21 protein-coding genes are annotated in these 24811 nt (G+C 72.1%); 9 read left to right on the top strand and 12 right to left on the bottom strand.

Annotation, left to right across the window (positions count from 1 at the left end):
- Positions 1-57: 57 nt before the first annotated feature.
- From gyrB to dnaA, 6 genes are all read right to left on the bottom strand, one after another.
- Positions 58-2073 carry a DNA topoisomerase (ATP-hydrolyzing) subunit B gene (gyrB, locus tag ACFWP2_RS20465; protein ID WP_380453243.1) on the bottom strand — a complete coding sequence of 672 codons (2016 nt, stop codon included), beginning with the start codon at positions 2071-2073 and terminating at the stop codon, positions 58-60.
- 268 nt (positions 2074-2341) lie between these two features.
- Complete coding sequence (locus ACFWP2_RS20460; protein ID WP_380453241.1) at positions 2342-2911, bottom strand: DUF721 domain-containing protein; 570 nt, start codon at positions 2909-2911, stop codon at positions 2342-2344.
- Between the two features lie 217 nt (positions 2912-3128).
- Positions 3129-4262 carry a DNA replication/repair protein RecF gene (gene recF, locus ACFWP2_RS20455; protein WP_380453239.1) on the bottom strand — a complete coding sequence of 378 codons (1134 nt, stop codon included), beginning with the start codon at positions 4260-4262 and terminating at the stop codon, positions 3129-3131.
- Positions 4263-4303: 41 nt separating this feature from the next.
- Positions 4304-5179: a phosphogluconate dehydrogenase (NAD(+)-dependent, decarboxylating) gene (gene gnd, locus ACFWP2_RS20450; RefSeq protein WP_360356603.1), complete on the bottom strand. Its 876-nt coding sequence runs from the start codon at positions 5177-5179 to the stop codon at positions 4304-4306.
- 205 nt (positions 5180-5384) lie between these two features.
- Positions 5385-6515, bottom strand: coding sequence for a DNA polymerase III subunit beta (gene dnaN / locus ACFWP2_RS20445; RefSeq protein ID WP_074001900.1), 1131 nt, complete (start codon positions 6513-6515; stop codon positions 5385-5387).
- 998 nt (positions 6516-7513) lie between these two features.
- On the bottom strand, positions 7514-9367 hold the full coding sequence (gene dnaA, locus ACFWP2_RS20440; RefSeq protein ID WP_380453236.1) for a chromosomal replication initiator protein DnaA: 1854 nt from the start codon (positions 9365-9367) through the stop codon (positions 7514-7516).
- A gap of 354 nt (positions 9368-9721) precedes the next feature.
- Here dnaA and rpmH point away from each other — a divergent pair, with 354 nt between their 5' ends.
- From rpmH to ACFWP2_RS20395, 9 genes are all read left to right on the top strand, one after another.
- Positions 9722-9859, top strand: a complete 138-nt coding sequence (gene rpmH / locus ACFWP2_RS20435; protein ID WP_030059672.1) for a 50S ribosomal protein L34 — start codon at positions 9722-9724, stop codon at positions 9857-9859.
- 18 nt (positions 9860-9877) lie between these two features.
- Entirely contained in the window at positions 9878-10306 is a 429-nt protein-coding gene (rnpA, locus tag ACFWP2_RS20430) for a ribonuclease P protein component (protein ID WP_363388677.1), read from the top strand.
- Complete coding sequence (gene yidD, locus ACFWP2_RS20425; RefSeq protein ID WP_380453233.1) at positions 10303-10674, top strand: membrane protein insertion efficiency factor YidD; 372 nt, start codon at positions 10303-10305, stop codon at positions 10672-10674. The genes rnpA and yidD overlap by 4 nt, the downstream gene beginning before the upstream one ends.
- Positions 10671-11846 (top strand): membrane protein insertase YidC, encoded by a 1176-nt coding sequence (gene yidC, locus ACFWP2_RS20420; RefSeq protein ID WP_380453231.1) that lies wholly within the window; start codon positions 10671-10673, stop codon positions 11844-11846. Before yidD ends, yidC begins: the two co-directional genes overlap by 4 nt.
- Before the next feature lie 82 nt (positions 11847-11928).
- A complete protein-coding gene (locus ACFWP2_RS20415; RefSeq protein WP_380453229.1) occupies positions 11929-12459 on the top strand; it encodes a protein jag in 531 nt (176 codons plus the stop codon).
- A 160-nt stretch (positions 12460-12619) separates the two neighbouring features.
- Complete coding sequence (gene rsmG / locus ACFWP2_RS20410) at positions 12620-13438, top strand: 16S rRNA (guanine(527)-N(7))-methyltransferase RsmG (protein ID WP_380453227.1); 819 nt, start codon at positions 12620-12622, stop codon at positions 13436-13438.
- A gap of 274 nt (positions 13439-13712) precedes the next feature.
- Positions 13713-14660: a ParA family protein gene (locus tag ACFWP2_RS20405; RefSeq protein ID WP_380453313.1), complete on the top strand. Its 948-nt coding sequence runs from the start codon at positions 13713-13715 to the stop codon at positions 14658-14660.
- Complete coding sequence (locus tag ACFWP2_RS20400) at positions 14657-15697, top strand: ParB/RepB/Spo0J family partition protein (RefSeq protein WP_380453225.1); 1041 nt, start codon at positions 14657-14659, stop codon at positions 15695-15697. Before ACFWP2_RS20405 ends, ACFWP2_RS20400 begins: the two co-directional genes overlap by 4 nt.
- Before the next feature lie 132 nt (positions 15698-15829).
- The gene (locus tag ACFWP2_RS20395) at positions 15830-16447 is read left to right on the top strand and encodes a GNAT family N-acetyltransferase (RefSeq protein WP_380453223.1); all 618 of its coding nucleotides are present in this window, start codon (positions 15830-15832) and stop codon (positions 16445-16447) included.
- A gap of 139 nt (positions 16448-16586) precedes the next feature.
- Here the strand turns inward: ACFWP2_RS20395 and trxA are convergent, their stop codons facing one another.
- The 6 genes from trxA to murJ all read right to left on the bottom strand — a co-directional run bounded on the left by trxA (position 16587) and on the right by murJ (position 24770).
- Entirely contained in the window at positions 16587-16913 is a 327-nt protein-coding gene (gene trxA / locus ACFWP2_RS20390; protein WP_360357405.1) for a thioredoxin, read from the bottom strand.
- A gap of 125 nt (positions 16914-17038) precedes the next feature.
- Positions 17039-18004, bottom strand: coding sequence for a thioredoxin-disulfide reductase (gene trxB / locus ACFWP2_RS20385; protein WP_380453220.1), 966 nt, complete (start codon positions 18002-18004; stop codon positions 17039-17041).
- Positions 18005-18177: 173 nt separating this feature from the next.
- Positions 18178-19185, bottom strand: a complete 1008-nt coding sequence (locus tag ACFWP2_RS20380; RefSeq protein ID WP_380453218.1) for a hypothetical protein — start codon at positions 19183-19185, stop codon at positions 18178-18180.
- On the bottom strand, positions 19182-19904 hold the full coding sequence (gene sigM, locus ACFWP2_RS20375) for an RNA polymerase sigma factor SigM (protein WP_380453311.1): 723 nt from the start codon (positions 19902-19904) through the stop codon (positions 19182-19184). The genes ACFWP2_RS20380 and sigM overlap by 4 nt, the downstream gene beginning before the upstream one ends.
- A 54-nt stretch (positions 19905-19958) precedes the next feature.
- Positions 19959-21953 (bottom strand): serine/threonine protein kinase, encoded by a 1995-nt coding sequence (locus tag ACFWP2_RS20370; protein ID WP_380453216.1) that lies wholly within the window; start codon positions 21951-21953, stop codon positions 19959-19961.
- A gap of 336 nt (positions 21954-22289) precedes the next feature.
- The gene (gene murJ / locus ACFWP2_RS20365; protein ID WP_380453214.1) at positions 22290-24770 is read right to left on the bottom strand and encodes a murein biosynthesis integral membrane protein MurJ; all 2481 of its coding nucleotides are present in this window, start codon (positions 24768-24770) and stop codon (positions 22290-22292) included.
- Between the last annotated feature and the right edge of the window lie 41 nt (positions 24771-24811).

Raw genomic sequence — 24811 nt, 5'->3', positions numbered from 1 at the left:
CTGGTGGTCAGTTTCCTTTCACGCGGACTGGAACGTGCGGGGCCTGGGGTGCAGGCGTCACACGTCCAGGAAGCGGACGTCCTTGGCGTTGCGCTGGATGAAGGAGCGGCGGGCCTCGACGTCCTCGCCCATCAGCACGGAGAACAGCTCGTCGGCACGGGCGGCGTCCTCCAGGGTGACCTGGAGCAGCAGGCGGTGCTCGGCGTCCATGGTGGTGACCCGGAGCTCCTCGGCGTTCATCTCGCCGAGACCCTTGAAGCGCTGGATCGCGTCGTCCTTGGGGAGCCGGCGCCCGGCCTCCACCCCGGCGGCGATCACCGCGTCGCGCTCGCGGTCGGAGTAGGCGTACTCGAAGTCGTCCTTGCCCCACTTGATCTTGTACAGCGGGGGCATGGCGAGGTAGACGTACCCGGACTCGACCAGCGGCCGCATGAAGCGGAACAGCAGGGTCAGCAGCAGGGTGCGGATGTGCTGTCCGTCGACGTCGGCGTCGGCCATCAGCACGATCTTGTGGTACCGCAGCTTGGACTCGTCGTAGTCCTCCTGGATGCCGCAGCCGAAGGCCGAGATGAGCGCCTGGACCTCGGTGTTCTGGAGGACCTTGTCGATCCGGGCCTTCTCGACGTTCAGGATCTTGCCGCGGATCGGCAGGATGGCCTGGGTGCGCGGGTCGCGGCCCTGCTTGGCCGAGCCGCCGGCGGAGTCACCCTCGACGATGAAGATCTCGCACTCGGACGGGTCCTTGGACTGGCAGTCCGAGAGCTTGCCCGGCAGCGAGGCGGACTCCAGCAGACCCTTGCGGCGCGTCAGGTCGCGGGCCTTGCGGGCGGCGACGCGCGCGGTGGCGGCCTGGATGGACTTGCGGATGATGTCCGAGGCCTCGTTGGGGTTGCGGTCCAGCCAGTCGTTGAGCTGCTCGTGGACGACCTTCTGGACGAAGGTCTTGGCCTCGGTGTTGCCGAGCTTGTCCTTGGTCTGGCCCTCGAACTGCGGCTCGCCGAGCTTGACCGAGATGATCGCGGTCAGACCCTCGCGGATGTCCTCGCCGGAGAGGTTGTCGTCCTTCTCGCGGAGCAGCTTCTTGTCCCGCGCGTAGCGGTTGACCAGGCCGGTCAGCGCCGCGCGGAAGCCCTCCTCGTGGGTGCCGCCGCCGTGGGTGTGGATGGTGTTGGCGAAGCTGTAGACCCCCTCGGTGTAGGAGGAGTTCCACTGCATCGCGATCTCCACCGAGATCGCCTTGTCCTTGTCCTCCGCCTCGAAGTCGATCACCGAGGGGTGGATGACCTCGCCCTTGCGGGAGTTCAGGTGGGCGACGAAGTCGGCGATGCCGCCGTCGTACTTGTACGTGACGGTGAGCGGCTTGCCCTCCTCGTCCACGTGCTCGGGGCGCTCGTCGGTCAGCGAGATCGACAGGCCCTTGTTGAGGAAGGCCATCTCCTGGAAGCGCCGGGAGAGCGTCTCGAAGGAGTAGACGGTGGTCTCGAAGATGTCCGCGTCGGCCCAGAAGGTCACCGTGGTACCGGTGCGGTCGGTCTCCGCGCCCTTGACCAGGGGAGCCGTGGGGGCGCCCATCTTGTAGTCCTGGGTCCAGACGTGGCCGTCCTTGTGGATCTCCACGGAGAGCCTGGTGGAGAGGGCGTTCACCACGGAGACGCCGACGCCGTGCAGACCGCCGGACACGGCGTAGCCGCCGCCGCCGAACTTGCCGCCCGCGTGCAGGACCGTCAGCACGACCTCGACGGCGGGCTTGTCCTGGCCGGGGACGATGTCCACCGGGATGCCGCGGCCGTTGTCGACGCAGCGGATCGCGCCGTCCGCCATGATCGTGACGTCGATGTGGGTGGCGTACCCGGCCATCGCCTCGTCGACGGAGTTGTCCACGACCTCCTGCACCAGGTGGTGCAGGCCGCGCTCGCCCGTCGAACCGATGTACATGCCAGGGCGCTTGCGGACGGCGTCGAGGCCTTCCAGCACCTGGATGTTGCTACCGGTGTAGGAAGCCTGGTCGGACTGGTCTGGGGTCTGGCTGGGGTTGCCGGAATCGGCCACGAAGCGCCCTCTCTGGCACAGCACGGGCCGCATGCCCACCCTGTGCGGGCGGGCGTGCGACCACAGCGTTTCGACTCGGTTGCCACTAGCAACAGTGTTTGGCTCTCAGTCTACCGGTACGACTGACATAGATGGGCGTTTGGCAGCCCTTGAGGGCAGATATGCCGCCCTGAATCCCCTCTGCACATGTCCCGATACTCGCCCGGGGGGCCCAGGGCGCCTGGAAGGGCTGTCAGGGGTTCCGGAAGATCGCCGTCCGATCCGGGCCCCCGCCGGCCGCCCGACTTCCCGGTCAGCCCCAGGTGTCGCCCGGCCCCTTGCTCCCCGGCGCGCGCAGCCGGCCGTAGCCGCGAGCGGGCGCCGCCGGTCCGAGCACCTTGATGGTCTTGACCGTCCCGTGCCCCAGCTCGTGGTTCAGACGGGCCACCAACTGCCGTGCGAGCCAGCGAAGTTGGGTGGCCCAGGCGGTGGAGTCGCACTGCACCGTGAGCACCGCGGCGGCCTCGTCGTAGGAGGAGGGGTGGCAGTGCGCGGCGATGTCCGGGCCGACGATCTGCGGCCAGCGGCCCATCACCCCGCCGACGGCGGCCGAGGACTCCCAGCCGCGCTCGGTCAGCAGCCGGTTGAGCGCCGCGCCCAGCGGAACGGGGTCGCGGCCGTCCGAGCGGGCCCCGCTGCGCAGGCCGTGGCGCTTCGCCTCGCGCTTCTCGCGAACCTGCTCGCCGCGCTGGCGGGCCTGGGCGCGGGCCGCCCGCAGCGCGGAGCGGGCGAGGTCGGCGCCGGTCGGCTCGGGGGCGCCGGGCTCGGCGGACCCGGGCTTGGGGGCGCCGGGCTTGGGGGAGTGCTCCGCCGGCTCGCTCACGGCGATCTCCTTTCCCCAGCCTGTGGACAACGGTCGCGGTCGCGCGGCCGCCGAGCCCTCCAGCCTACGGGAGCGGCCGGGCCCGGCGAGCCGGGGCGGGGGCGGGCGCCGCTCGGGAAGGCGCTGCTCGGGAAGGCGCTGCTCGGGAAGGCGCTGCTCGGGAAGGCACCGGTGAAGGCCGGTGGACGGGTGCCGGGGGAAGGGGGAAGGGCCGCGGTCAGAGGTCGATCCGGCGCACCGCGCCGTCGGAGACCGCGAACCGGGCGCCGGCCAGCGCCTTCGGAACGTCCTCGGCCACCGCCGCCGTCACCAGCACCTGCTCCCCGTCGGCCACCAGTTCGGCCAGCCGGTCCCGGCGGGCGGCGTCCAGCTCGGCGAACACGTCGTCCAGGATCAGCACCGGCTCGCCGCCGTCGGCGCGCAGCAGCTCGTACGAGGCCAGCCGCAGCGCCAGGGCGAACGACCAGGACTCGCCGTGGCTGGCGTAGCCCTTGGCGGGCAGCGGGCCGAGCTTGAGCACCAGCTCGTCGCGGTGCGGGCCGACCAGGGTGACGCCGCGCTCGACCTCCTGCTTGCGGACCGCCCGCAGCGCGTCCAGCAGCTGCTCCTCGGCCTGCTCGCGGCTGGTCGGCAGCTCGCCCTCGAAGGAGCTGCGGTACTCCAGGGCGGTCTCGCCGCCGCCGGGGGCCAGCTGCCCGTACGCGGCCGTCACCAGCGGCTGCAGGGCGGCCACCAGCTGGATCCGGAAGGCCGTCAACTCGGCTCCGGAGCGGGCCAGATGGCCGTCCCAGACCTCCAGGGTGGAGAGGTCGGCGCCCTTGCCTCCGCCGGCCCGGCGGGCCATCGCGGCGGTCTTCAGCAGGGCGTTGCGCTGCTTGAGCACCCGCTCGTAGTCCTGCCGCACCCCGGCCAGCCGGGGTGCCCGGGCGGTCAGCAGCTCGTCCAGGAAGCGCCGCCGCTCACCCGGGTCGCCCTTGACCAGGCTGAGGTCCTCGGGGGCGAACAGGACGGTGCGCAGCAGGCCCAGCACGTCGCGCGGGCGGACGTTGTCGGACCGGTTGATCCGGGCCCGGTTGGCCTTGCCCGGGGTGAGCTCCAGCTCGATCAGGGTGGAACGGCCGCGGTCCACCACCGAGGTGCGGACCACCGCCCGCTCGGCGCCCAGCCGGATCAGCGGGGCGTCGGTGGCGACCCGGTGGCTGCCCAGGGTGGCCACGTAGCCGATCGCCTCGACCAGGTTGGTCTTGCCCTGGCCGTTCGGACCGACGAAGGCGGTCACGCCCGGGTCGAGGGGAACCTCGGCCCGGGCGTACGACCGGAAGTCGGCGAGCGACAGATGCGCGACGTGCATGGCTGTGGACTGCGCCCGCCTTCTTGTGGAGAACCTGCTAGTTACTTGGACTCGACCGCGTGGCCGCCGAACTGGTTGCGCAGCGCGGCGATCATCTTCATCTGCGGCGAGTCCTCCTGACGGGAGGCGAAGCGGGCGAACAGCGAGGCGGTGATCGCCGGCAGCGGCACGGCGTGGTCGATCGCGGCCTCGACGGTCCAGCGGCCCTCGCCGGAGTCGGCGGCCCAGCCGCGCAGCTTGTCCAGGTGCTCGTCCTCGTCCAGGGCGTTGACGGCCAGGTCCAGCAGCCAGGAGCGGATGACGGTGCCCTCCTGCCAGCTGCGGAAGACCTCGCGCACGTCGGTGACCTCGGGGGCGGCCTCCAGCAGCTCCCAGCCCTCGGCGAAGGCCTGCATCATCGCGTACTCGATGCCGTTGTGGACCATCTTGGCGAAGTGGCCGGCGCCCACCGCGCCCGCGTGCACGTTGCCGAAGTCGCCCTCGGGCTTGAGCGCCTGGAAGATCGGCTGGACCTTGGCGACGTGCTCGGCGTCGCCGCCGTACATCAGCGCGTAGCCGTTCTCCAGGCCCCAGACACCGCCGGAGACACCGCAGTCCACGAAGCCGATGCCCTTGGCGGCCAGCGCCTCGGCGTGCTTGATGTCGTCGGTCCAGCGGGAGTTGCCGCCGTCGACCACCACGTCGCCGGGGGAGAGCAGCTCGGCGAGCTCGTCGACGGTCGCCTGGGTGGCGGCGCCCGCCGGGACCATGACCCAGACCACGCGCGGGCCCTGGAGCTTGGTGACGAGCTCCTGGAGGCTGTCGACGTCGGAGATGTCCGGGTTGCGGTCGTAACCGATGACGGTGTGGCCGGCGCGGCGGATCCGCTCGCGCATGTTGCCGCCCATCTTGCCGAGACCGATGAGGCCGAGCTCCATGACCAAGTCCTTACCTGTGGTGACGTGCCTGCCGGCGGCGCCGTTGCCGCACTCCTTGAGCCTACGCGCTGGAGCGGCCCCGGCCGGTCTGCGGTCAGGTCGGTCCGCAGTGGTCCGCGGTCGGTCCGCGGTCGGTCCGGGTGAGACGTCCACAGGCTGTGCACAGCGGGTGTGCACAGCCTGTGGACGGTCGGACGTGGCGGGATCAGCCGGAGAGGCGGACCGGCATGATCAGGTACTGGTAGGCCTTGTCCTCCTCGGCGTCCACCGAGACCTTGCCGCTGAGCAGCGCGGGCTTGGTCGGGGTGGTGAAGCTGAGCTGGGCGAAGGGGGAGTCGATGGCCTTGAGGCCCTCCTCCAGGTAGCCCGGGTTGAAGGCGATCGAGATGGCGTCGCCCTCCAGGGAGGCCTCGATCCGCTCGGTGGCCTGGGCGTCGTCGCCCGAGCCGGCCTCCAGCGTCAGCACGCCCTCCTCGAAGTTGAGGCGGACCGGGGTGTTGCGCTCGGCGACCAGCGAGACGCGCTTGAGCGCCTCCAGGAAGGGCTGGGTCTGGATCGCGGCGATCGCGTTGAACTCGGTCGGGAACAGGCTGCGGAACTTGGGGAACTCACCCTCCAGCAGCCGGGTGGTGGTCCGGCGGCCGGCGCCCTCGAAACCGATCAGACCCTCGCCCGCGCCGCCCGACGAGAGCGCGATGGAGACGTTGTCGCCGCTGCCCAGGGACTTGGCGATGTCCTGGAGGGTCTTGGCGGGGACCAGCGCGACGGCGGAGATGTCCGACTGCTCGGGCTTCCACAGCAGCTCGCGGACGGCGAAGCGGTAGCGGTCGGTGGCGGCCAGGGTGATCCGGTCGCCCTCGATCTCGACCCGGACACCGGTGAGCACCGGGAGGGTGTCGTCCCGGCCGGCGGCGACCGCGGCCTGGCTGACGGCCGAGGCGAAGACGTCGCCGGAGACGGTGCCGGTGGCGGTGGGCATCTGGGGGAGCGCGGGGTACTCGTCCACCGGGAGGGTGGGGAGGGTGAAGCGGGAGCTGCCGCAGACCACGCTGACCCGCTGGCCGTCGGTGGAGATCTCCACCGGCCGGTTGGGGAGGTTGCGGGAGATGTCGTTCAGCAGCCGGCCGGAGACCAGGACGGTGCCGGCCTCCTCGACGTCGGCCTCCAGCTCGACCCGGGCCGAGACCTCGTAGTCGAAACCGGACAGCGCCAGACTGCCCTCCTGCGCGGTCAGCAGCAGGCCGGCCAGCACCGGCACCGGCGGCCGTGCCGGGAGGCTGCGGGCAGCCCAGGCCACCGCCTCCGCGAGGACGTCACGCTCCACCCGGAACTTCACCGGTAACCGCCTCCTGGATCGAGCGCTCCCGCTCGCACTCTGGTTCGTCTGATCTTGATCGTCGGTTCGGCTGTCCACCGAGCTCGGTCACTCCGCTTCCAGTCGCAAGGACAGTCTGACGTACTCCGCCGACAGACGGGGCAGACGGGCGGAAGCAACCCGAACAGTTGTCGGAGACCGGTTGTCCACAGATTCGGGGCCCACCCACTTTGAAAGCAAGTCCGGGGTCTAAATGTGTAGTGGTAGTAGTAGGGCCTGTGGAAACCGTGGATAACCCCGTTTCCGCAGGTCAGAGCCCGAATTTTGTCCACAGCGGGTGTGGACGGCGGCTGTGGACGGACAGGCCGCGCTGTGGACAGCCGAGCGTTACCCACAGGCCACGCTCGGTATCCACAGGTTATCCCCAGGGCTGTCCCCAGATCCGGGCCCGGTTATCCACGGGCGCCGGTCAACTTTTCGTGACGCCTTTCACACCAGGGTATGAACGCCAGCCCACGGTTGTCGAACTGTGGACGCCGCTGTGGACAACCTGGGGATAACCGCCCCTCCCCTGGGGACAACCGGTGGATAACCCGGACGGCCCAGTGGTGGGGCGTCAATTGTCCACACCCTGTGGATAACCGTTGTGCACAAGTCCACAGGCACCTGACCTGCGCGGAAGAGCGTAGCGGCGACGGGCCTGTGGACGAATTCTGGATAACTCCGCACGCCCCACCCTGTGGACGGTGGAGAAGGGGCCGGTCCTGTGGACAACGGCCTTGCGCGCCCTCGGTTTTCGAATCACCGGTCAGTTGTTCGGCGCGGGCTGCGGACTGGCGGAACGTCCGTCGACGGGATCCCTGCCCAGCAGGCGCGCACCGCACACCTGTGGACGCGCGAAAGGGCGTCAGGATTCGCTCCTGACGCCCTGGGGACGTGCGTGCGGCGTCGCCCTGCGGCGTGCCGTGCCGTGCCGTGTTGTACCGCGTCACGTCACGTCGTGAAGTGCGGTGCGGCGGCTAGCTCTTGATGCGGTTGGTGAGTTCGGTGACCTGGTTGTAGATCGAGCGCCGCTCGGCCATCAGCGAGCGGATCTTGCGGTCCGCGTGCATCACCGTGGTGTGGTCGCGGCCGCCGAACTGCGCGCCGATCTTCGGCAGCGAGAGGTCGGTGAGCTCGCGGCAGAGGTACATCGCGATCTGCCGGGCCGTCACCAGCACCCGGCTGCGCGAGGAACCGCAGAGGTCGTCCACCCCCAGCCCGAAGTACGCGGCGGTCTGCTGCATGATGACCTGCGCGGTGATCTCCGGGCCGGCGTCCTCGTCCCCGCCGGGGATCAGGTCCTTGAGGACGATCCCGGCCAACTCCAGGTCCACCGGGGCCCGGTTGAGGTTGGCGAAGGCGGTGACCCGGATCAGGGCGCCCTCCAGCTCCCGGATGTTCCGGGTGATCCGGGACGCGATGAACTCCAACACGTCGGCGGGAGCGTTGAGTTGTTCCTGGATCGCCTTCTTGCGCAGGATCGCGATCCGGGTCTCCAGCTCCGGCGGGGTGACGTCGGTGATCAGACCCCACTCGAAGCGGTTGCGCAGCCGGTCCTCCAGCGTGGTCAGCAGCTTGGGCGGCCGGTCCGAGGAGAGGACGATCTGCTTGTTCGCGTTGTGCAGGGTGTTGAAGGTGTGGAAGAACTCCTCCTGCGTGGACTCCTTGCTCGCGAGGAACTGGACGTCGTCCACGAGCAGGATGTCCATGTCCCGGTAGCGGCGGCGGAAGGTGTCCGCCTTGCCGTCCCGGATCGAGTTGATGAACTCGTTGGTGAACTCCTCCGAGGACACGTAGCGCACCCGGGTGCCCGGGAAGAGGCTGCGCGAGTAGTGCCCGATGGCATGCAGCAGGTGGGTCTTGCCCAGCCCGGACTCGCCGTAGATGAAGAGCGGGTTGTACGCCTTGGCCGGGGCCTCGGCGACCGCCACCGCCGCCGCGTGCGCGAAGCGGTTGCTGGCGCCGATGACGAAGGTGTCGAACAGGTACTTGGGGTTCAGCCGGGCGGCCGGCTCGTCCTTGCGGGAACCGCCGGCCGGGGGAGCGCCGGGCGGGGCGGGGACGCCGGGGACGCCGGGACGTTCGGCGCGCTCCGGGGAGGCCTTCTCCGCCGGGCGGCCGCCGGTGGGGCGGGAACCGCCGGCCCGGCGGCCGGCGCCGGCGCGCGGCTGCTCGTTCGGACCGGGGCCGTAGGCGCCGCCGAAGAGGTCGCCCTGGGTGGTCGCGGGCGGTCCGGGGACGGGCCGCGGCGCCTGGCGGGGCGCGGGCTCCTCCGGATCGCGGTAGGCGGGCGGCTGCTCCTGGTAGCCCTGCCAGCCCTGGCCGCCGCCGGGGCCGCCGTACGGGGCCTGGCGCGGGTCGTAGCCGCCGGTGTCGTAGCGGGGGCGCTCGTAGTCCTGCTCGTACGGCTGGCCCTGCTCGTACGGCTGCCCCTGCTCGTAGGGCTGGCCGTGCTCGTACGACTGCTGGTAGCCCTGGCCGCCGTAGTCGGGGGCGTCCTCCTCGGCCGGGCCCGGGTAGGGCTCGGCGGGGGCCTGGGGGGCTGCCGCGGGGGTGGTCGGCACCGCGTTGGCGTCGACCATCACGGCGATCCGCACCGGGCGGCTGAGCTCACGGCTGAGGGCCTCGGTCAGCTGCGGCAGCAGCCGGCCCTCCAGCACCTGCTTGGCCCGCTCGTTCGGGGCCGCCAGCAGGGCGGTGTCGTGCATCATCCACATCGGTTGGGTGCGCTGCACCCACTGCTTGTCCATCTCCGCGACATCGGGGTCGCTGACCAGCCGCTCGACGACCCTGGCCCAGACCGGGACGAGGTCGCTGTTGACATCAGCCACTGGTGCACGCTTTCCAAGAACAAACCAGACAAGTTCTGCAACGGTAGTCAGCGAACAGGGCCGGATCAAGTCGTTGTCCACAGGCTGTGGGTAAGACGGGCTCCGGCGGGCTGGTTTGACCCTCGTGCCCCGTCCCGCGTACCGTAACCAGGTCGAGTTGTCGATGGCCGCTGCCGCATGTCCGCGGGTCCACCCGCTCCAAAAGGCGCGCAGCACGGGCGCCGTGGATTGCCTCAGACCCCAGCCGAACTGGGGCGATGGGCCGGATTTCCGAATTCAGGGGAGATCACGCGGACGCACGGTGACGGCCAAGCGACCTCCCGTCATCCTACGATTCACCTCAGGAGCCCCCGAGTGAGCAAGCGCACCTTCCAGCCGAACAACCGTCGTCGCGCGAAGACCCACGGCTTCCGGCTGCGTATGCGTACCCGCGCCGGCCGCGCCATCCTGGCCGCCCGCCGTGGCAAGGGCCGCGCCAGCCTGTCCGCCTGATCCGCGCCAGAGTCTGTTGTGCTGCCCTCCGAGAATCGGCTGCGGCGGCGCCAGGACTTCGCGACCGCGGTGAAACGCGGTCGCCGGGCCGGCCGGCCCCTTCTGGTCGTCCATCTCAGCAGAGAGGGTGACCCGCAGGGGCAGACCGACCGGACCAGCGACTCCCGCCCGCACGTCGCCGAGGGGACTCCTTCGGCGCGTGCGGGTTTCGTCGTGAGCAAGGCCGTCGGCCCGGCGGTCGTCCGCAACCTGGTCAAGCGCCGGTTGCGCCACCTCGTTCGTGATCGTCTGTCCAGGCTGCCCGCCGGTAGCCTGATAGTGGTGCGTGCGCTGCCCCAGGCCGCGACCGCCTCGTACCAGGACCTCGAACGTGACCTGGACGCGGCACTCAAGCGGTTGCTGAGGACGGAGCCCGCCGCCACGGCGCCGACGGGAGCAGGGCGATGAAGTACCTGCTGATGGGTCTGATCAGGGTCTACCAGTGGACCATCAGCCCACTGCTCGGTCCGGTCTGCCGCTATTACCCCTCCTGCTCGCACTACGGCTACGAGGCCGTGAAGGTGCACGGAGCGGTCAAGGGCGGCGGGCTGACCGCCTGGCGCATCCTGCGCTGCAATCCGTGGACGCCCGGCGGGGTCGATCACGTCCCGCCGCGCAAGCATCCGGTGTGGCACCGGCGGTTGCGAGACTGGCTGAAGAGCCGGTCCGCCACCGGAGACCCGGTGACCGCCACCCCCGCCGGTCCGGACCCCGAGGGCCCGGCGACCATTGGTCCCGTGGGGCCAATCCACCTGTCCAAGGAGCCTGACCGGTGACCTTCTCCTTCCTGAATCCCCTGTACACAGCGGTGTCCTGGATCATCGTCCAGTTCCACTCGCTGTACAGCCACGTCTTCGACCCGGACGGTGGCTGGGCCTGGGGTCTCGCCATCGCCTCGATGGTGGTCGTCATCCGGATCTGCCTGATCCCGCTCTTCGTGAAGCAGATCAAGGCGACCCGGGCCATGCAGGCGATCCAGCCGAAGATGAAGGCCATCCAGGAGCGCTACAAGAACGACCGGCAGCGCCAGTCCGAAGAGATGATGAAGCTGTACAAGGAGGCGGGTACCAACCCGTTCTCCAGCTGCCTTCCCATCATCGTTCAGGCGCCGTTCTTCACCGCTCTCTACGGTGTGCTCGCCAAGGTCGCCAAGGGCCAGGACATCGGCGTCATCCACGGTGACCTGCTGGTGAGCGCCGGCAAGGCGCACATCTTCGGCGCTCCGCTCTCCGCGACCTTCGTCGGCAGCACCGAGACCAGCGTCAAGATCGTCACCGCCGTGATGATCATCCTGATGTCGCTGTCGCAGTTCATCACCCAGCGCCAGCTGATGACCAAGAACGTCGACCTCACGGTGAAGACGCCGTTCATGCAGCAGCAGAAGATGCTGATGTACGTCTTCCCGATCATGTTCGCCGTGATGGGCATCAACTTCCCGGTCGGTGTCCTGGTCTACTGGCTGACCACCAACGTCTGGTCGATGGGCCAGCAGCTGATCGTCATCCACAACAACCCGACCCCGGGCAGCAAGGCCTTCCAGGAGCGCCAGGAGCGCCTGAAGAAGGCCGGTCGGCTGCGTCCGGACGGTACGGAGATCAAGGGCGCGCTCTGGGGCATGCTGCCCCCGTCCAAGGCGGCCGTCAGCGAGGCGGCCAGCGCCGCCGCCGCGGTGGTGGAGGAGTCGGCGCAGGCACGCCGCCAGCAGCCCCGTCGGCAGAGCAAGGCCCAGCGCCAGCACGGCGGTGCCGGACAGCCGAGCGCGGAGCTGAGCAAGGAGACCCCGGCCGAGGAGCCCGCCGACGCCGCTCCGGCCGACGCCTCCCCGGCCGAATCCGCTGAGAAGCCGGCGGCCGCCAAGCAGAGCGCGGCCAAGCCGGCCGGTACCAAGCAGGGCACCAGGCAGCAGCCGAAGCGCGGTGGCGGCCAGCGGCCGAAGAAGAAGTCCTGACCGGCCCCCAGCCTGTTGTGACAGCCGCGAAGAGCTTCGTTCCCGGCCCGGCAGACGGGCCCATCTCCGAAGGAGTCCATCAGTGACGGAAGGCACCACCTCCGCCGTCGAGGCCGAGGCCGCCGCCAGTTCCGACGAGAGCCTCGTCTCCCGCCTGGAGCAGGAGGGCGACATCGCGGCGGACTACCTGGAGGGTCTGCTCGACATCGCCGACCTCGACGGTGACATCGACATGGACGTCGAGGGCGACCGTGCCCTGGTCTCCATCGTCAGCGACGGCAACGACCGCGCGCTGCAGCGCCTGGTCGGCCAGGACGGCGAGGTGCTGGAGGCCCTCCAGGAGCTGACCCGGTTGGCTGTCCACCGGGAGACCGGCGAGCGCAGCCGCCTCATGCTGGACATTGCCGGCTTCCGGGCCCGCAAGCGCGAGGAGCTGGCGGTGCTCGGTGCCAAGGCCGCCGAGCAGGCCAAGAGTAGCGGCGAGCAGGTCAAGCTGCGGCCGATGACTCCCTTCGAGCGCAAGGTCGTCCACGACGCGGTCGCCGCGGCCGGCCTGCGCAGCGAGTCCGAGGGCGAAGAGCCCCAGCGGTGCGTGGTCGTGCTGCCGGTCTGAGGCCGACAGGTCGACGACCGGCCGCCACAGCGGCCGGAGAAGCTTCACCGGACGTGACCCCGTCCGCCTCGTGCGGGCGGGGTCGTCGTCCCTTCTGGGATGTTTCACGTGAAACAGTGCGTTGAGCGGGTCGGTGGATCCGGGGATCGGAGAGGTCGAGATGGACACGGAGAACGCGGCTGCCGGCCGGCCGGGGGCGGACGTGGACCCGGCCGCTGAGGGGCGGGCCACCGAGCTGGAGCAGCTGTCCGAGGCGCCGGCCGTGGCCAGGGAGGTCTTCGGGGAACGCTATGACGCCGCGGTCCGCTACACGGAGCTGCTGGCCACCGCGGGCGTGCAGCGCGGGCTGATCGGGCCCCGCGAGGTGCCCCGGCTCTGGGACCGCCACGTCCTGAACTGCGCGGTGCTGGCCGAGCTGCTGCCCGCCGGCACCACCCTGTGCGACGTCGGCTCCGGGGCCGGTCTGCCGGGCATCCCGGTGGCGCTGGCCCGTCCGGACGTCTCGGTGACGCTGCTGGAGCCGCTGCTGCGCCGCACCACCTTCCTGGAGGAGGTCGTCCGGGAGCTGGGCCTGGACAACGTCACGGTGCTGCGCGGCCGCGCGGAGGAGATGGTCGGCAAGCTCGCGGTGGACGTGGTGACCGCCCGGGCGGTGGCACCGCTGGACCGGCTGGCCGGCTGGGGCATGCCGCTGCTGCGCCCGCACGGGCAGATGCTGGCGCTCAAGGGCGACAGCGCGGAGCAGGAGCTGGCCGACTCGCGGGCCGGTCTGGCGAAGCTGGGCGCGGTCGAGTGGAGCGTCATCGCGGTCGGCGAGGGCACCCTGGAGACCTCGACCCGGGTGGTCCAGGTGAAGGCGGGGGAGAGCCCCGGCGGGGTGAAGGCGGCCACCCGGCGCGCCAAGGCGGCCCGGGCGGGTCGCACCGCGAGCGTCCGGAACGGCGAGCGCGGCCGGGGCGGGCGGCGCCGCGGCCGCTGATCCGGCGTGACGCCGGACACGTACCGACCACGGGCGGACGGGCCTCCTGCGAGGGAGGAGCGTCCGCCCGTGGTCGTTCAGGTGACGGACCGGTCGACGGTGGGACACCGGAGTGTCGCAACGTCAGATTTCCGGCATAGCGGGCATGGTGTTTCACGTGAAACGTCGCTCCTTGCTCTCGGGCATCCTCCGCCGTGACCGGGCGGCGACTGTTGCCGCTCCGGTTTCACGTGAAACACTGACCCCCATGCAGGACTCGGAGACCGTCGACCAGATCGATGACACGCCCATCGCACGGGCTGCCCAGGCTGCGGTTCAGGCGATCGGCCGAGCGGGCGAGGGACTGCCCCGGCCCGCCGCCACCCGGGTGATCGTGGTCGCCAACCAGAAGGGTGGGGTGGGCAAGACCACCACCACCGTGAACATGGCCGCCTCGCTCGCCATGCACGGCCTGCGCGTGCTGGTCGTCGACCTCGACCCGCAGGGCAACGCCTCCACGGCGCTCGGCATCGACCACCACGCCGAGGTGCCGTCCATCTACGACGTCCTGGTGGAGGGCAAGCCGCTGGCCGACGTGGTGCAGCCGGTGCGTGACGTCGAGGGGCTGTTCTGCGTCCCCGCCACCATCGACCTGGCCGGCGCCGAGATCGAGCTGGTCTCCCTGGTGGCCCGGGAGAGCCGGCTCCAGCGGGCCATCGCCGCCTACGAGCAGCCGCTCGACTACATCCTGATCGACTGTCCGCCCTCGCTGGGTCTGCTGACGGTCAACGCCCTGGTCGCCGGCCAGGAGGTGATGATCCCGATCCAGTGCGAGTACTACGCGTTGGAGGGCCTCGGCCAGCTGCTGCGCAACGTCGAGCTGGTGCGCGCGCACCTCAACCCCGCACTGCACGTGTCGACCATCCTCCTCACCATGTACGACGCCCGGACCAGGCTGGCCGCCCAGGTCGCCGAGGAGGTCCGGACCCACTTCCACCAAGAGGTGCTGAGCACGGCGATCCCGCGCTCGGTGCGCATCTCGGAGGCGCCCAGCTACGGGCAGACGGTGCTCACCTACGACCCGGGCTCGACCGGGGCGCTCTCCTACCTGGAGGCCGCCCGCGAGCTCGCGCTGCGTGCGGTGGTGGGCCAGGGCGGCTCGCTGGTGGGTCAGCAGCGGGACGGCCAGCAGGGGCACGGCGCCCCGGTGGCACAGTACGGCACGACGGAGGGTCATCAGTGAGTGCTCGCAGGGTTGGTCTGGGTCGAGGGCTGGAGGCGTTGATCCGCCCCGCCGCGCCGGTGGACGGCGGGGCGGAGGCGAAGCCTGCGGCAGCCACGCCCGGGCCGGCCCCGGTGACGCCGCTGCCGAGCGGACGCGGCACGGTGGCGGCCCGGGCGGCCGCGGAGAAGCGGGCCGAGCAGGCGCAGCCGGCCGGTGCCTACTTCGCCGAGCTGCCGCTGGACGCGATCACCCCCAACCCGCGCCAGCCGCGCGACGTCTTCGACGAGGACAAGCTGGCCGAGCTGGTCACCTCCATCAAGGAGGTCGGGCTGCTCCAGCCGATCGTGGTGCGCCAGGCCGGTGCCGACGGCTTCGAGCTGATCATGGGCGAGCGCCGCTGGCGCGCCTCCCGGGAGGCCGGGCTGGAGCGGATCCCGGCGATCGTCCGGGCCACCGAGGACGACAAGCTGCTGCTGGACGCCCTCCTGGAGAACCTGCACCGCGCCGAGCTGAACCCGGTGGAGGAGGCGGCCGCCTACGACCAGCTGCTGCGGGACTTCTCCTGCACCCATGAGCAGCTGGCCGACCGGATCGGCCGCTCCCGCACCCACGTCTCCAACACCCTGCGGCTGATGAAGCTCCCGGCCTCGGTCCAGACCCGGCTGATGGCGGGGACGCTGACGGCCGGGCACGCCCGGGCGCTGCTCGGTCTGTCGGACCCCGAGCAGCAGGAGCGGCTGGCCGCTCGGGTCATCGCCGAGGGCCTCACGGTGCGCAACGTCGAGGAGATCGTCGTGCTGATGCGCTCGGAGGAGCCGGAGAAGCCCAGGCGCCAGGCGCCGAAGGCGGGCAAGCTGAACTCCCCGGCCTTCAACGACCTGGCGAGCCGGCTGTCCGACCGGTTCGACACCCGGGTCAAGGTCGAGGTGTCGCAGCGCGGCGGCAAGCTGGGCAAGGGCAAGGTGGTGCTGGAGTTCGGCTCGGTGGAGGACCTGAACCGGATCCTGGACAGCATGGCCCCGGGTGAGGACGGTCTGCGGCTGTCGCAGGGCTGAGCCGGACCGGCCGGCCGAGGGCAACGACCCGATGGGTGCGTGTTCCACGTGAGCGCTGTTTCACGTGAAACATGCACCCATCGGCGTTCGCGGGGGAATGCTCGACCGTGAGAGGGAGGAGGAGGTGCGGCCATGGGACGGCGGATCGCTCCGCTGACGTTGGACAACCTCGGGGACCTGCCGACCGGCTGTCGCTCCTGTGTGTTCTGGGAGCTGGACCCGGTCAGGGCGAAGGAGGCGGTGGAGTCGGGCAAGCCGGAACTGGAGAAGGAGGGGTGGATCTCCACGGTGCTGCTGGAGTGGGGCTCCTGCGGCCGGATCGTCTACGTGGACGACCGGCCCGCCGGGTTCGTGCTCTACGCACCCCCCGCCTACGTCCCCCGCTCGCAGTCCTTCCCGACCAGTCCGGTCTCGCCGGACGCCGTTCAGCTGATGGTCAGTCGGGTGCTGCCGGGCTACCAGCGTCAGGGGCTCGGCCGGGTGCTGGTGCAGACCGCGGCCAAGGACCTGATCGGGCGGGGAGTGCGGGCGATCGAGGCCTTCGGCTCGTCCGGGCGGGTGCCGACCAGTTGCGTGCTGCCGGCCGACCACCTGCTCGCGGTCGGCTTCAAGACCGTCCGCCCGCACCCGCGCTACCCGCGGCTGCGGCTGGAGGCGCGGACGACGCTCTCCTGGCGGGGCGACGTGGAGGGGGCGCTGGAGCGGCTGCTGGGCGGCGGGCGCAAGGAGCCCGCGCTGCGGCCGTTCTAGCGGGCGGCCCCTGATGGCGTTCCCGGGAAGGCGTCCCGGGCGGGCACCCCGGGCGGGCTTCCCGGGGAGCCCGGAAACGACGGTGGCGGGGCTCCCCCCGAGGGGAGCCCCGCCACCGTGCGGTCGACGACCGGAAGGCCTAGATGAACTCGGCCAGCTCGCGCAGCAGCGCGGCCTTCGGACGGGCACCGGTGATGGACTTCACCGGCTCGCCGTCCTTGTAGACGATCAGGGTCGGGATCGAGATGACGCCGTACTTGGCGGCCGTCGCCTGGTTGGCGTCGACGTCCAGCTTGGCGATGGTCAGCTTGTCGCCGTGCTCGGACGCGATGTCGTCCAGGACCGGGGCGACCTGGCGGCACGGGCCGCACCAGGTGGCCCAGAAGTCGACCAGTACGGGCTTCTCGCTCTTCAGGACGTCCTGCTCGAACGTCGCGTCGGTGACGGTGGTGGTGGCGCCGGCCACGGGAACTCCTCGGGTTCGGACGGAGGGGGCTGCTGCCAGGAGAACAACGGGTGGGCCCGTTCTGTTTCTGCCCGGCCGGGGCGGGGGTGTGTCACGTGGAACACCCCCGCGGGGCGGAGAGGGGCTCAGACCGCGACGGCGGCGGCCTTGGCCTCCAGGTCGTCCAGCGCGGCCAGGTAGCGCTCGGCGTCCAGGGCGGAGGAGCAGCCGGTGCCCGCGGCGGTGATGGCCTGGCGGTAGGTGTGGTCCACGACGTCGCCGGCGCCGAACACACCGGGGATGTTGGTCCGGGTCGAGGGGGCGTCGACCTTGAGGTAGCCCTCGGCGTCCAGGTCCAGCTGGCCCTTGAAGAGCTCGGTGCGGGGGTCGTGGCCGATCGCGATGAACAGGCCGGTGACGGCCAGCTCGCGGGTCTCGCCGGTGGTGGTGTCGCGCAGGGTGACGCCGCTCAGCTTCGGGTCGCCGTGGATGGCCTCGACCGCGCTGTCCCACTCGAAGCGGATCTTCGGGTCGGCGAAGGCGCGCTCCTGCATCGCCTTGGAGGCGCGCAGGGTGTCCCGGCGGTGGATGATCGTGACGCTCTTGGCGAAGCGGGAGAGGAAGGTCGCCTCCTCCAGGGCGGTGTCACCGCCGCCGACCACCGCGATGTCCTGGTCGCGGAAGAAGAAGCCGTCGCAGGTGGCGCACCAGGAGACGCCACGGCCGGAGAGCTTGTCCTCGTTCGGCAGGTCGAGCTTGCGGTGCTGGGAGCCGGTGGTGACGATCACGGCGCGCGCCTTGTGCACGTTGCCCTCGGAGTCGGTGACGGTCTTGACGTCACCGGTGAGGTCGACCGCGACGATGTCGTCGGGGACCAGCTCGGCACCGAACTTCTCGGCCTGGGCGCGCATGTTGTCCATCAGCTCGGGGCCCATGACGCCGTCCCGGAAGCCCGGGAAGTTCTCGACCTCGGTGGTGTTCATGAGCGCACCACCGGCGGTGACGGCCCCCTCGAAGACCAGCGGCTTGAGGGAGGCACGGGCCGTGTAGAGCGCAGCCGTGTACCCGGCCGGGCCGGAACCGATGATGATCACGTTACGGACGTCGCTCACTGCTTCTCCTGGTTCGCATCGCGACCCGCGTTTGCTGCGGGGAGGGCGGTCCTGCTCCGCCGCCCGGGACAACGACTGACCAGTGTCTCGCATTCCCAGGCGGATCAGTACCAGGCGCCCGGAGTACGGAAGCGGCGTGCCGCCGTCGGCGTGGATCGCATGGGAACCGCCGGTCAGCGGCTGGGAACGGCCTGGTGCAGGACGACCGGGCCGCAGTCGGGGGAGCGCAGGTAGACGTCGACGAGACCGGGGCGGCCGGGGAGCGGGTAGACCAGGACGTCGACCGGGGCGCCGCGGTAGCTGCCCCGGTCGGTGGCCAGCGGGGTGCCTGAGGCGGGAGCCGGGCAGCCCGAGCCGGTGGGGGAGGGCGAGTCGGGCTCCGGGCGGGCGCCGTCGGCGGGCGGGGCGCCCTCGGACTTGGCGGGCTCGGTGGGGCGCAGCCCCGGGACGTTCTCCGAGCGGGCCAGCAGCTGCTGGACCTGGGCGGCGAGTTCGTCCTCGCGGTAGTCGGTGCCGGCGCCCGCCGTGTGCGGGGCACGGGCACCGTGGCCGTCGGCGGTGGCGCTCGGGGCGATGCCCGCGGTGGCCGCCACGGAGCCCGACCCGTCGTCGGGGTGCAGCAGCAGCGCCCCGCCGAGCCCGAGGGCGGCCAGGGCGGCGGCCGTGCCGAGCAGCAGGGCGAACCGGCGCCGGCGGGGTCGGGCGCGGCCGGGCCCGGTGGCCGTGCCGGACCGGCCGGCGGGTCGGTCGCCGACGGCGCCCGCGGGCCGGGAGGGAGCGGCGGAGGAGGGCGTGGCGGGTGCTGTAGCGGCACGCGCGGACCGGGCCGGGGTCTGGGCCCGGCGGTCCGCTGCGTCGTCCTCCTGGGGCCGCTCGAAGGCCTCGCGGTCGCTCCCGGCGGCTTCGGCCGCTTCGGCCGCTTCGGCGGCGGCCGCGGCCAGCGCCGCGTCCAGCCGGGCGGCGACGTCGGCCGGCATCGGCGGGGTTTCGACGTCGCCGAGCAGCGCCTGGACCTCGGCGAGGGCGTCGACGGTCTCCCGGCACTCCGGGCAGCCGTCCAGGTGCCGGCGCAGCGCCCCGACGGTGTCCGGGGAGTCGATCAGGCCCTCGGCGAGGTCGGCCAGCCGCTCGACCGGGGGGTGGTCGTCGGCGGGGTCGGGGAAGGAGGGGTGGGCGTTCATCGGGTGCTCGCGTCTCCTTCCAGAACCGTCCGGCCGGTGCTCGGGCCCGTCCCTGTGACGGTGCCGGGGAGCTTCGGGTTCCCCGGGGTGCCGCGGCGCGGCGGGGCCGAGCCGCGGGCGGGCGGTGTTTCACGTGAAACATCCGGCTCGCGCAGGTGCCGGACCAGGGGGAGGAGCCGGGCCCGGCCGCGCGCGCAGCGGCTCTTCACCGTGCCCACCGGAACGCCCAGCAGTTCGGCCGCCTCGGCCACCGGGTAGCCCTGCATGTCGACCAGCACCAGCGCGGCCCGCTGCTCGGCGGGCAGCTCGGCGAGCGCCGCGGTCAGCTCGCGGTGCAGCTCGGCCCGGACCACCGGGAAGTCGGCCGGCTCGGCGGCGCCGACCAGGGTGTCCAGCCGCTGGGGGTCGTCGTCGAGCGGGGTGGTGCGGCGGGTGGCGCCGCGCCGGGCGCGGTCCAGGCAGGCGTTGACCACGATCCGGTGCAGCCAGGTGGTGACCGCCGAGCGGCCCTGGAAGCCGGCGGCGGCGCGGAAGGCGGAGACCAGGGCGTCCTGGAGGGCGTCGGCGGCCTCCTCGCGGTCGCCCAGGGTGCGCAGGGCGACCGCCCAGAGCCGGTCGCGGTGGCGGTCCACCAGCAGGCCGAAGGCCGCCGGGTCGCCGGCGACGTGCCGGGCGAGCAGCGCCGCGTCGTCGTCCGTCCGGTCCGCGCCGTCCGTCACTGTCACCCCTCCCTCCCGGCCGCCGGTCCGTCCCGCGCCACCGCGGCCGTCGGATCAGCCGGAGACCTTCACCTCGGCGACGTGGCCGCGGTACTTGCCGTCGGGATCCTTCGTCAGACCGGTCAGCCAGATCAAGACGTAGCGGGTGGTGACCGGGTTGTCCAGGGTGAAGTCCGCCGCGTTGCCGCTCTTCTTGCCGACCACGGTGTAGTCGGTGAGGGGGGCGTGGGTCGGATTGGCCGCGGCCGAGGCGTTCGGCACCCGGAGCTCCGCCGCGTGGCCGCCCCCGGCGAACTGGACGTTCACCGAGCTGACGGGCTGCGGCGAGCCGAGGTCGAGGAGCAGACCGGTGCCCGCCTTGTAGAGGCTGGGGGAGAACTGGTCCTCGTACCACTGGGTGGTCCACTGGGTCTCGGTCTTGCCGTCGATGGCGTTGGCCAGGCTGTCCTTGCCTTCGAGGCCCTCGCCCAGCGGGTTGTACGACAGCGCTTCCTTGACGGTGAGCTGCACCGGGTTGTGGGTGCTGGCCTGCGGGCTCGGCGCGGTGCTGCTGGCCGAGGGGACCGGGGAGGCGGTGGCCGACCCGGTGTGGCGCAGGCTGTCGACGAACTGCCAGGAGGCGACGCCGATCGCCCCCAGCGCGACCGTCCAGGCCGTGGCCTTGACCACCCGGCGCAGCCGCCGCCTGGCGCGCCGGGAGGACGTCGGGCGGGAGGAGGCCGGCAGCGGGGCGACGGTGGTGTCGGCGACCCGGGTCGGGTTGGGCGCGGTGGGCAGCGCGTGGGTGTTGTGCCGGGGCGGGGCCGGGAAGGCGGGCAGCTCCGGCTCGGGCTGGCGGATCCGGGGCATCTGCGCGATCGCCCGGACCAGCTCCTCCGGGGTGGTGATCGGCTGGGCGTGGTGCGGCGGCTGGTCGAACAGGGCCCGCGCGGCGAGCTCGGACAGGCCCTTGTGGACCCCGGCGCGGACCTGGTCCGGTGCGGCGTTCTGGAGGCCCTTGGGCAGGCCCTGGAGGTCGTAGCGGTCCTCCGGGTACGGCCAGCGGTGGGTGAGCGCGGCGAACAGCAGTGCGCCGATCGCGCGGGTGTCCGCCCGCTGGGCGTCCTCGGCGCCCTCGGCGGGCAGCCCGCGCAGGGCGGCGTCCACCGCGATGCCGTTGATCCGGTACTGGCCGCTGTCGGTGCGCAGCACGCAGCGCGGGGTGAGCCGCAGGTGGGCCTGGCCGCGCCGGTGGGCGGCCGCGACGGCGTCGGCGACCTGGCGGACCATCTGGTACGCCTCGTGCGGCTCCATCGGGCCGTTCGCGAGCAGCTTGGCCAGGTCGGAGGAGTGCGGCAGCCACTCCCGGACGACGTAGACCAGCTCGCCCTCGTGGACGGCGTCCAGCACCTGGACGAAGCGCGGGTCGCCGAGCAGGGCGGCGGACTTGGCGGCCGCCACCACCTTGCGGGCCCGCTGGTGGCCGGAGGCCATCAGGTGGACGCCGACGGCCCGGCGCAGCTTCTCGTCGACGGCGCGCCAGCTGCTGAAGGTCTCGGTCTGGGAGATGCACTCCTCCAGCCGGTACCGGTGGCCGATCATGTCGCCGCTGCGGCGCTGCGGGGCGGGCAGGGTGCGCGGGAGGGTGGCGGTGTCGCGCGGGTCGACGGTGGGCTGCGGGTCGGTGGGGCGGCGCGCGGGCCGGGCGGGTTCGTCGGCGGGCTTCTTCCGGGGGGAGCCGGCGGCCAGTTCGGCGCGGAGCTCCTGCACGGAGAGCGGGGCGGTGATCTCCGAGGTCTCCTCGCTGACGGCGGAGCCCGACTCGGCGGCCGGTGCGTCGTCCGGGTCCGTGTCCGTGTCCGCGTCCTTGTTCTCGTCCCTGTCCTCGTCCGCGTCGGTGCGCCCGGGGGCGGCGGCAGCGGTGGTGGCGCCCTCGCGGGTGTCCGCGGAGGTGCTCTCGCCGGCGTCCTCCGAGCCCGCGAGCCCGTCGATCGCCGCGGCCAGCGCGGCCTCGTCCGTCGCCGCGTCAGCTGCTGACGTGTCGACGACCGCCTTGGTGCCATCAGCCACCGTGGTCCTGCCTCCCCTTGTGTCGCCCCGGCCTGAGAGAGTCGCTGGAGCCCGAGGGTCGGCGGCCCTGTGCTCCAGGACAATTGTGCCCACTCTTCTCCACCGGGTACGACCGCTGAGACGTCCGCTCGGTTGCACGGGGGTGGAGAGATGTGGTGCAGATCCGACACCTGGTCGCCATCCGGCGGTCGGGCGGACCCGAACCAACCGGTGCCCAAGCACTCGGCCGGACGAGCGGAGGAGCCTCTCGCTCCGGTTGACGCCCGGTCAGGGCGCCCGCTCGTCCGGCCGGTGATCGGACGGTGATCAGACCGTTCTGGGACCGTGGTCGGACGGTCAGCGGCCCAGCCGGCCGCGGACCATGCCCAGCATGGCGTTCAGCTCCTCGATCCGCAGGCGCTTCGCGATGAGCACGAAGACCGCCAGCTGGAGGCCGCCGGCCACGACCAGGGACGCCACGCTGCCCGGCCAGCCGCCGAGCACCTGCTGCACCCCCAGGCTCGCGCCGAGGCCGACCAGGGCGGCCGGGACGCCGGCGGCGGCCAGTCGGCTGTACGTCCGGCCGATCCGCTTGGTGTCCAGTCCGCCGATCCGCTTCTTCAACTTCGGCAGCGCGACCATCACCCCGACGGCGTAGGCGAGGCCGTAGCCGAAGGCGAGGCCGACCACCGTCCACTCGGCGGGCAGCACCAGCCAGCACAGCAGGGCGAAGCCGGCCTGGCAGGCCGCCACCCAGACGGTGTTGGAGAACGGGGTGCGGGTGTCCTCGTAGGCGTAGAAGCCGCGCAGCATCACGTACTGGGCGGAGTACGGGATCAGGCCCAGGGCGAAGGCGGAGAGCATCAGACCGACGTTGGTGGCGTCGTTCAGGACGGTGTCGTTGCCGCCGACCGCGTAGATCGACCGGCCGATCACCGGGCCGAGCGACAGGAACAGGAAGGCCGCCGGGACGACCGCCACCGCGGTGGTCCGCAGACCGTAGGAGATGTCGTCGCGCACGGCGCCGGCGTCCTCGTCGGCCGCCGCCCGGGAGAGCCGGGGAAGCACCGCGCTCATGATCGACACGGTGATCACGGCCTGCGGGAGCTGCCAGATCAGCAGCGCGTTGGAGAACGCGGCCAGGCCGACGCCGTTGTGGCCGGCCGCCGCCGCGGCGGCGCCCGCCTTGGTGGACAGCTGGGTGATCACCAGGTAGCCGGCCTGGTTGGCGAGCACGAAGAAGAACGTCCACTTGGCCAGCCGGGCGGCCTTGCCCAGGCCGTGGCCGCGCCAGTCGAAGCGGGGCCGGAAGCGGAACTCGGCGGCCCGCAGGTACGGGATCATCGCCAGCGACTGGACGCCCAGACCGATCAGGGTGCCGAGGCCCAGCAGCCGCACGCCCTCCGGGGAGATGCCCTCCGGGGTGACGTGGGTGGTGCCGAATCCGCCGTAGACCCAGATGTAGGCGGAGAAGGTGAAGATCACCACGATGTTGTTCAGGACCGGGGTCCACATCATCGCGCCGAAGCGGCCGCGGGCGTTGAGGATCTGCCCCATCACCACGTGGATGCCCATGAAGAAGATGGTCGGCAGGCAGTAGCGGGCCATCGCCACCGTGGTGTCGGCGAGCTCCGGGGTGGCCATCATCGGGTGGGCGATCAGCTGCACCAGCACGGGCGCCCCGAGCACGGCCAGGAAGACCACGCCGCCGAGCCCGACCATCACCAGGGTGAGCAGCCGGCTGGCGTACGCGGTGCCGCCGTCCTCGTCGTTCTTCATGCTGCGCACCAGCTGCGGCACGAAGACCGCGTTCAGCGCGCCGCCGCCGATCAGGATGTACAGCAGGGTCGGCAGGGTGTTCGCCGCGTTGTACGAGTCACCCATCACGCCGACGCCGATGGCCGCGGTGATCACCATGGTCCGGACGAAGCCGGTGCCGCGGGAGACCAGCGTGCCGGCCGCCATGATCGCGCTGGAGTTCAGCAGGCCGGCGACCTTGCCGCCACCGGGCGCCTTGTCGGGCGCGGCGGCGGGCGCCTGCCGGGCGGTCTGCTGGGCCGCCTGCTCCTCGGCGCGGACGTCGGCCAGCGGTTCGACCGCCGGGGGCACCGCGACGGCGGCCACCTGCATGGTGGCCTCCTCCTCGGAGAGCGGCGGGTCGAACTCGATCGGCGGCACGAAGTGGTGCTGACCGCCCGGAGCGCCGCCGTGCTGCGGCTGCCCCGGGTAGCCGCCCATCGGCGGGTACGGCGCGGGGCCGGCCGGCGGGGCGGTCGGCTGGACCGGCTGCGGGGCCGGGGAGGGCTGCGGGACCGGCGGCTGGGCCGCGGCCTGCGCCGGGCGGCCGCCGAACAGGGCGTCCACCCCGACGTACTCGGTGGTCTCGGTGTCCCAGGCGGAGTGCGCCGGGCCCGGCTCCCACTGCTGCCGGGGCTGCTCGACGCCGCCCCAGTGACCGCCCGCGGCCTGCGCCGGGGCGGGCTCCTGCGGCCAGGCGGCCTGCGACGGGGCGTCCCAGCCGGGCTGCACCGGCGGCACCGGGGCCGAGAACTGCTCGGTGGCCTGGTACGGGGTCGGCGGCACCGGCGTCGGGTAGCCGCCGACCTGCGGCGGCAGCTGCGGCGGCACGTCGTACGCGGCGGCCGGCGGCTGGGCGGCGGCGGGCCGACCGGCCCGCAGACCGTACGGGTCCTGGCCGTCCTGCGGGTGCCCGTACGCGTCCGCCGCGTACGGGTCCTGGGCGTAGGTGTCGGCCACGTACCAGTCGCCGGACGGCGACTCGGCGCCCGGCCGGCTCTCACCGCGGCCCGGCGGCCGCTCCTCGCTGCGCCCGGTCATGTCACCTCTTCGCTGTCGTGGGGGGAGGCCGGCCCGGCGGT

This window comes from Kitasatospora sp. NPDC058444 (genome assembly GCF_042721415.1).
GTDB lineage: Bacteria > Actinomycetota > Actinomycetes > Streptomycetales > Streptomycetaceae > Kitasatospora.
Note: the sequence above shows the minus strand (reverse complement) of the source record. Positions and strands in the feature narration are given on the sequence as shown.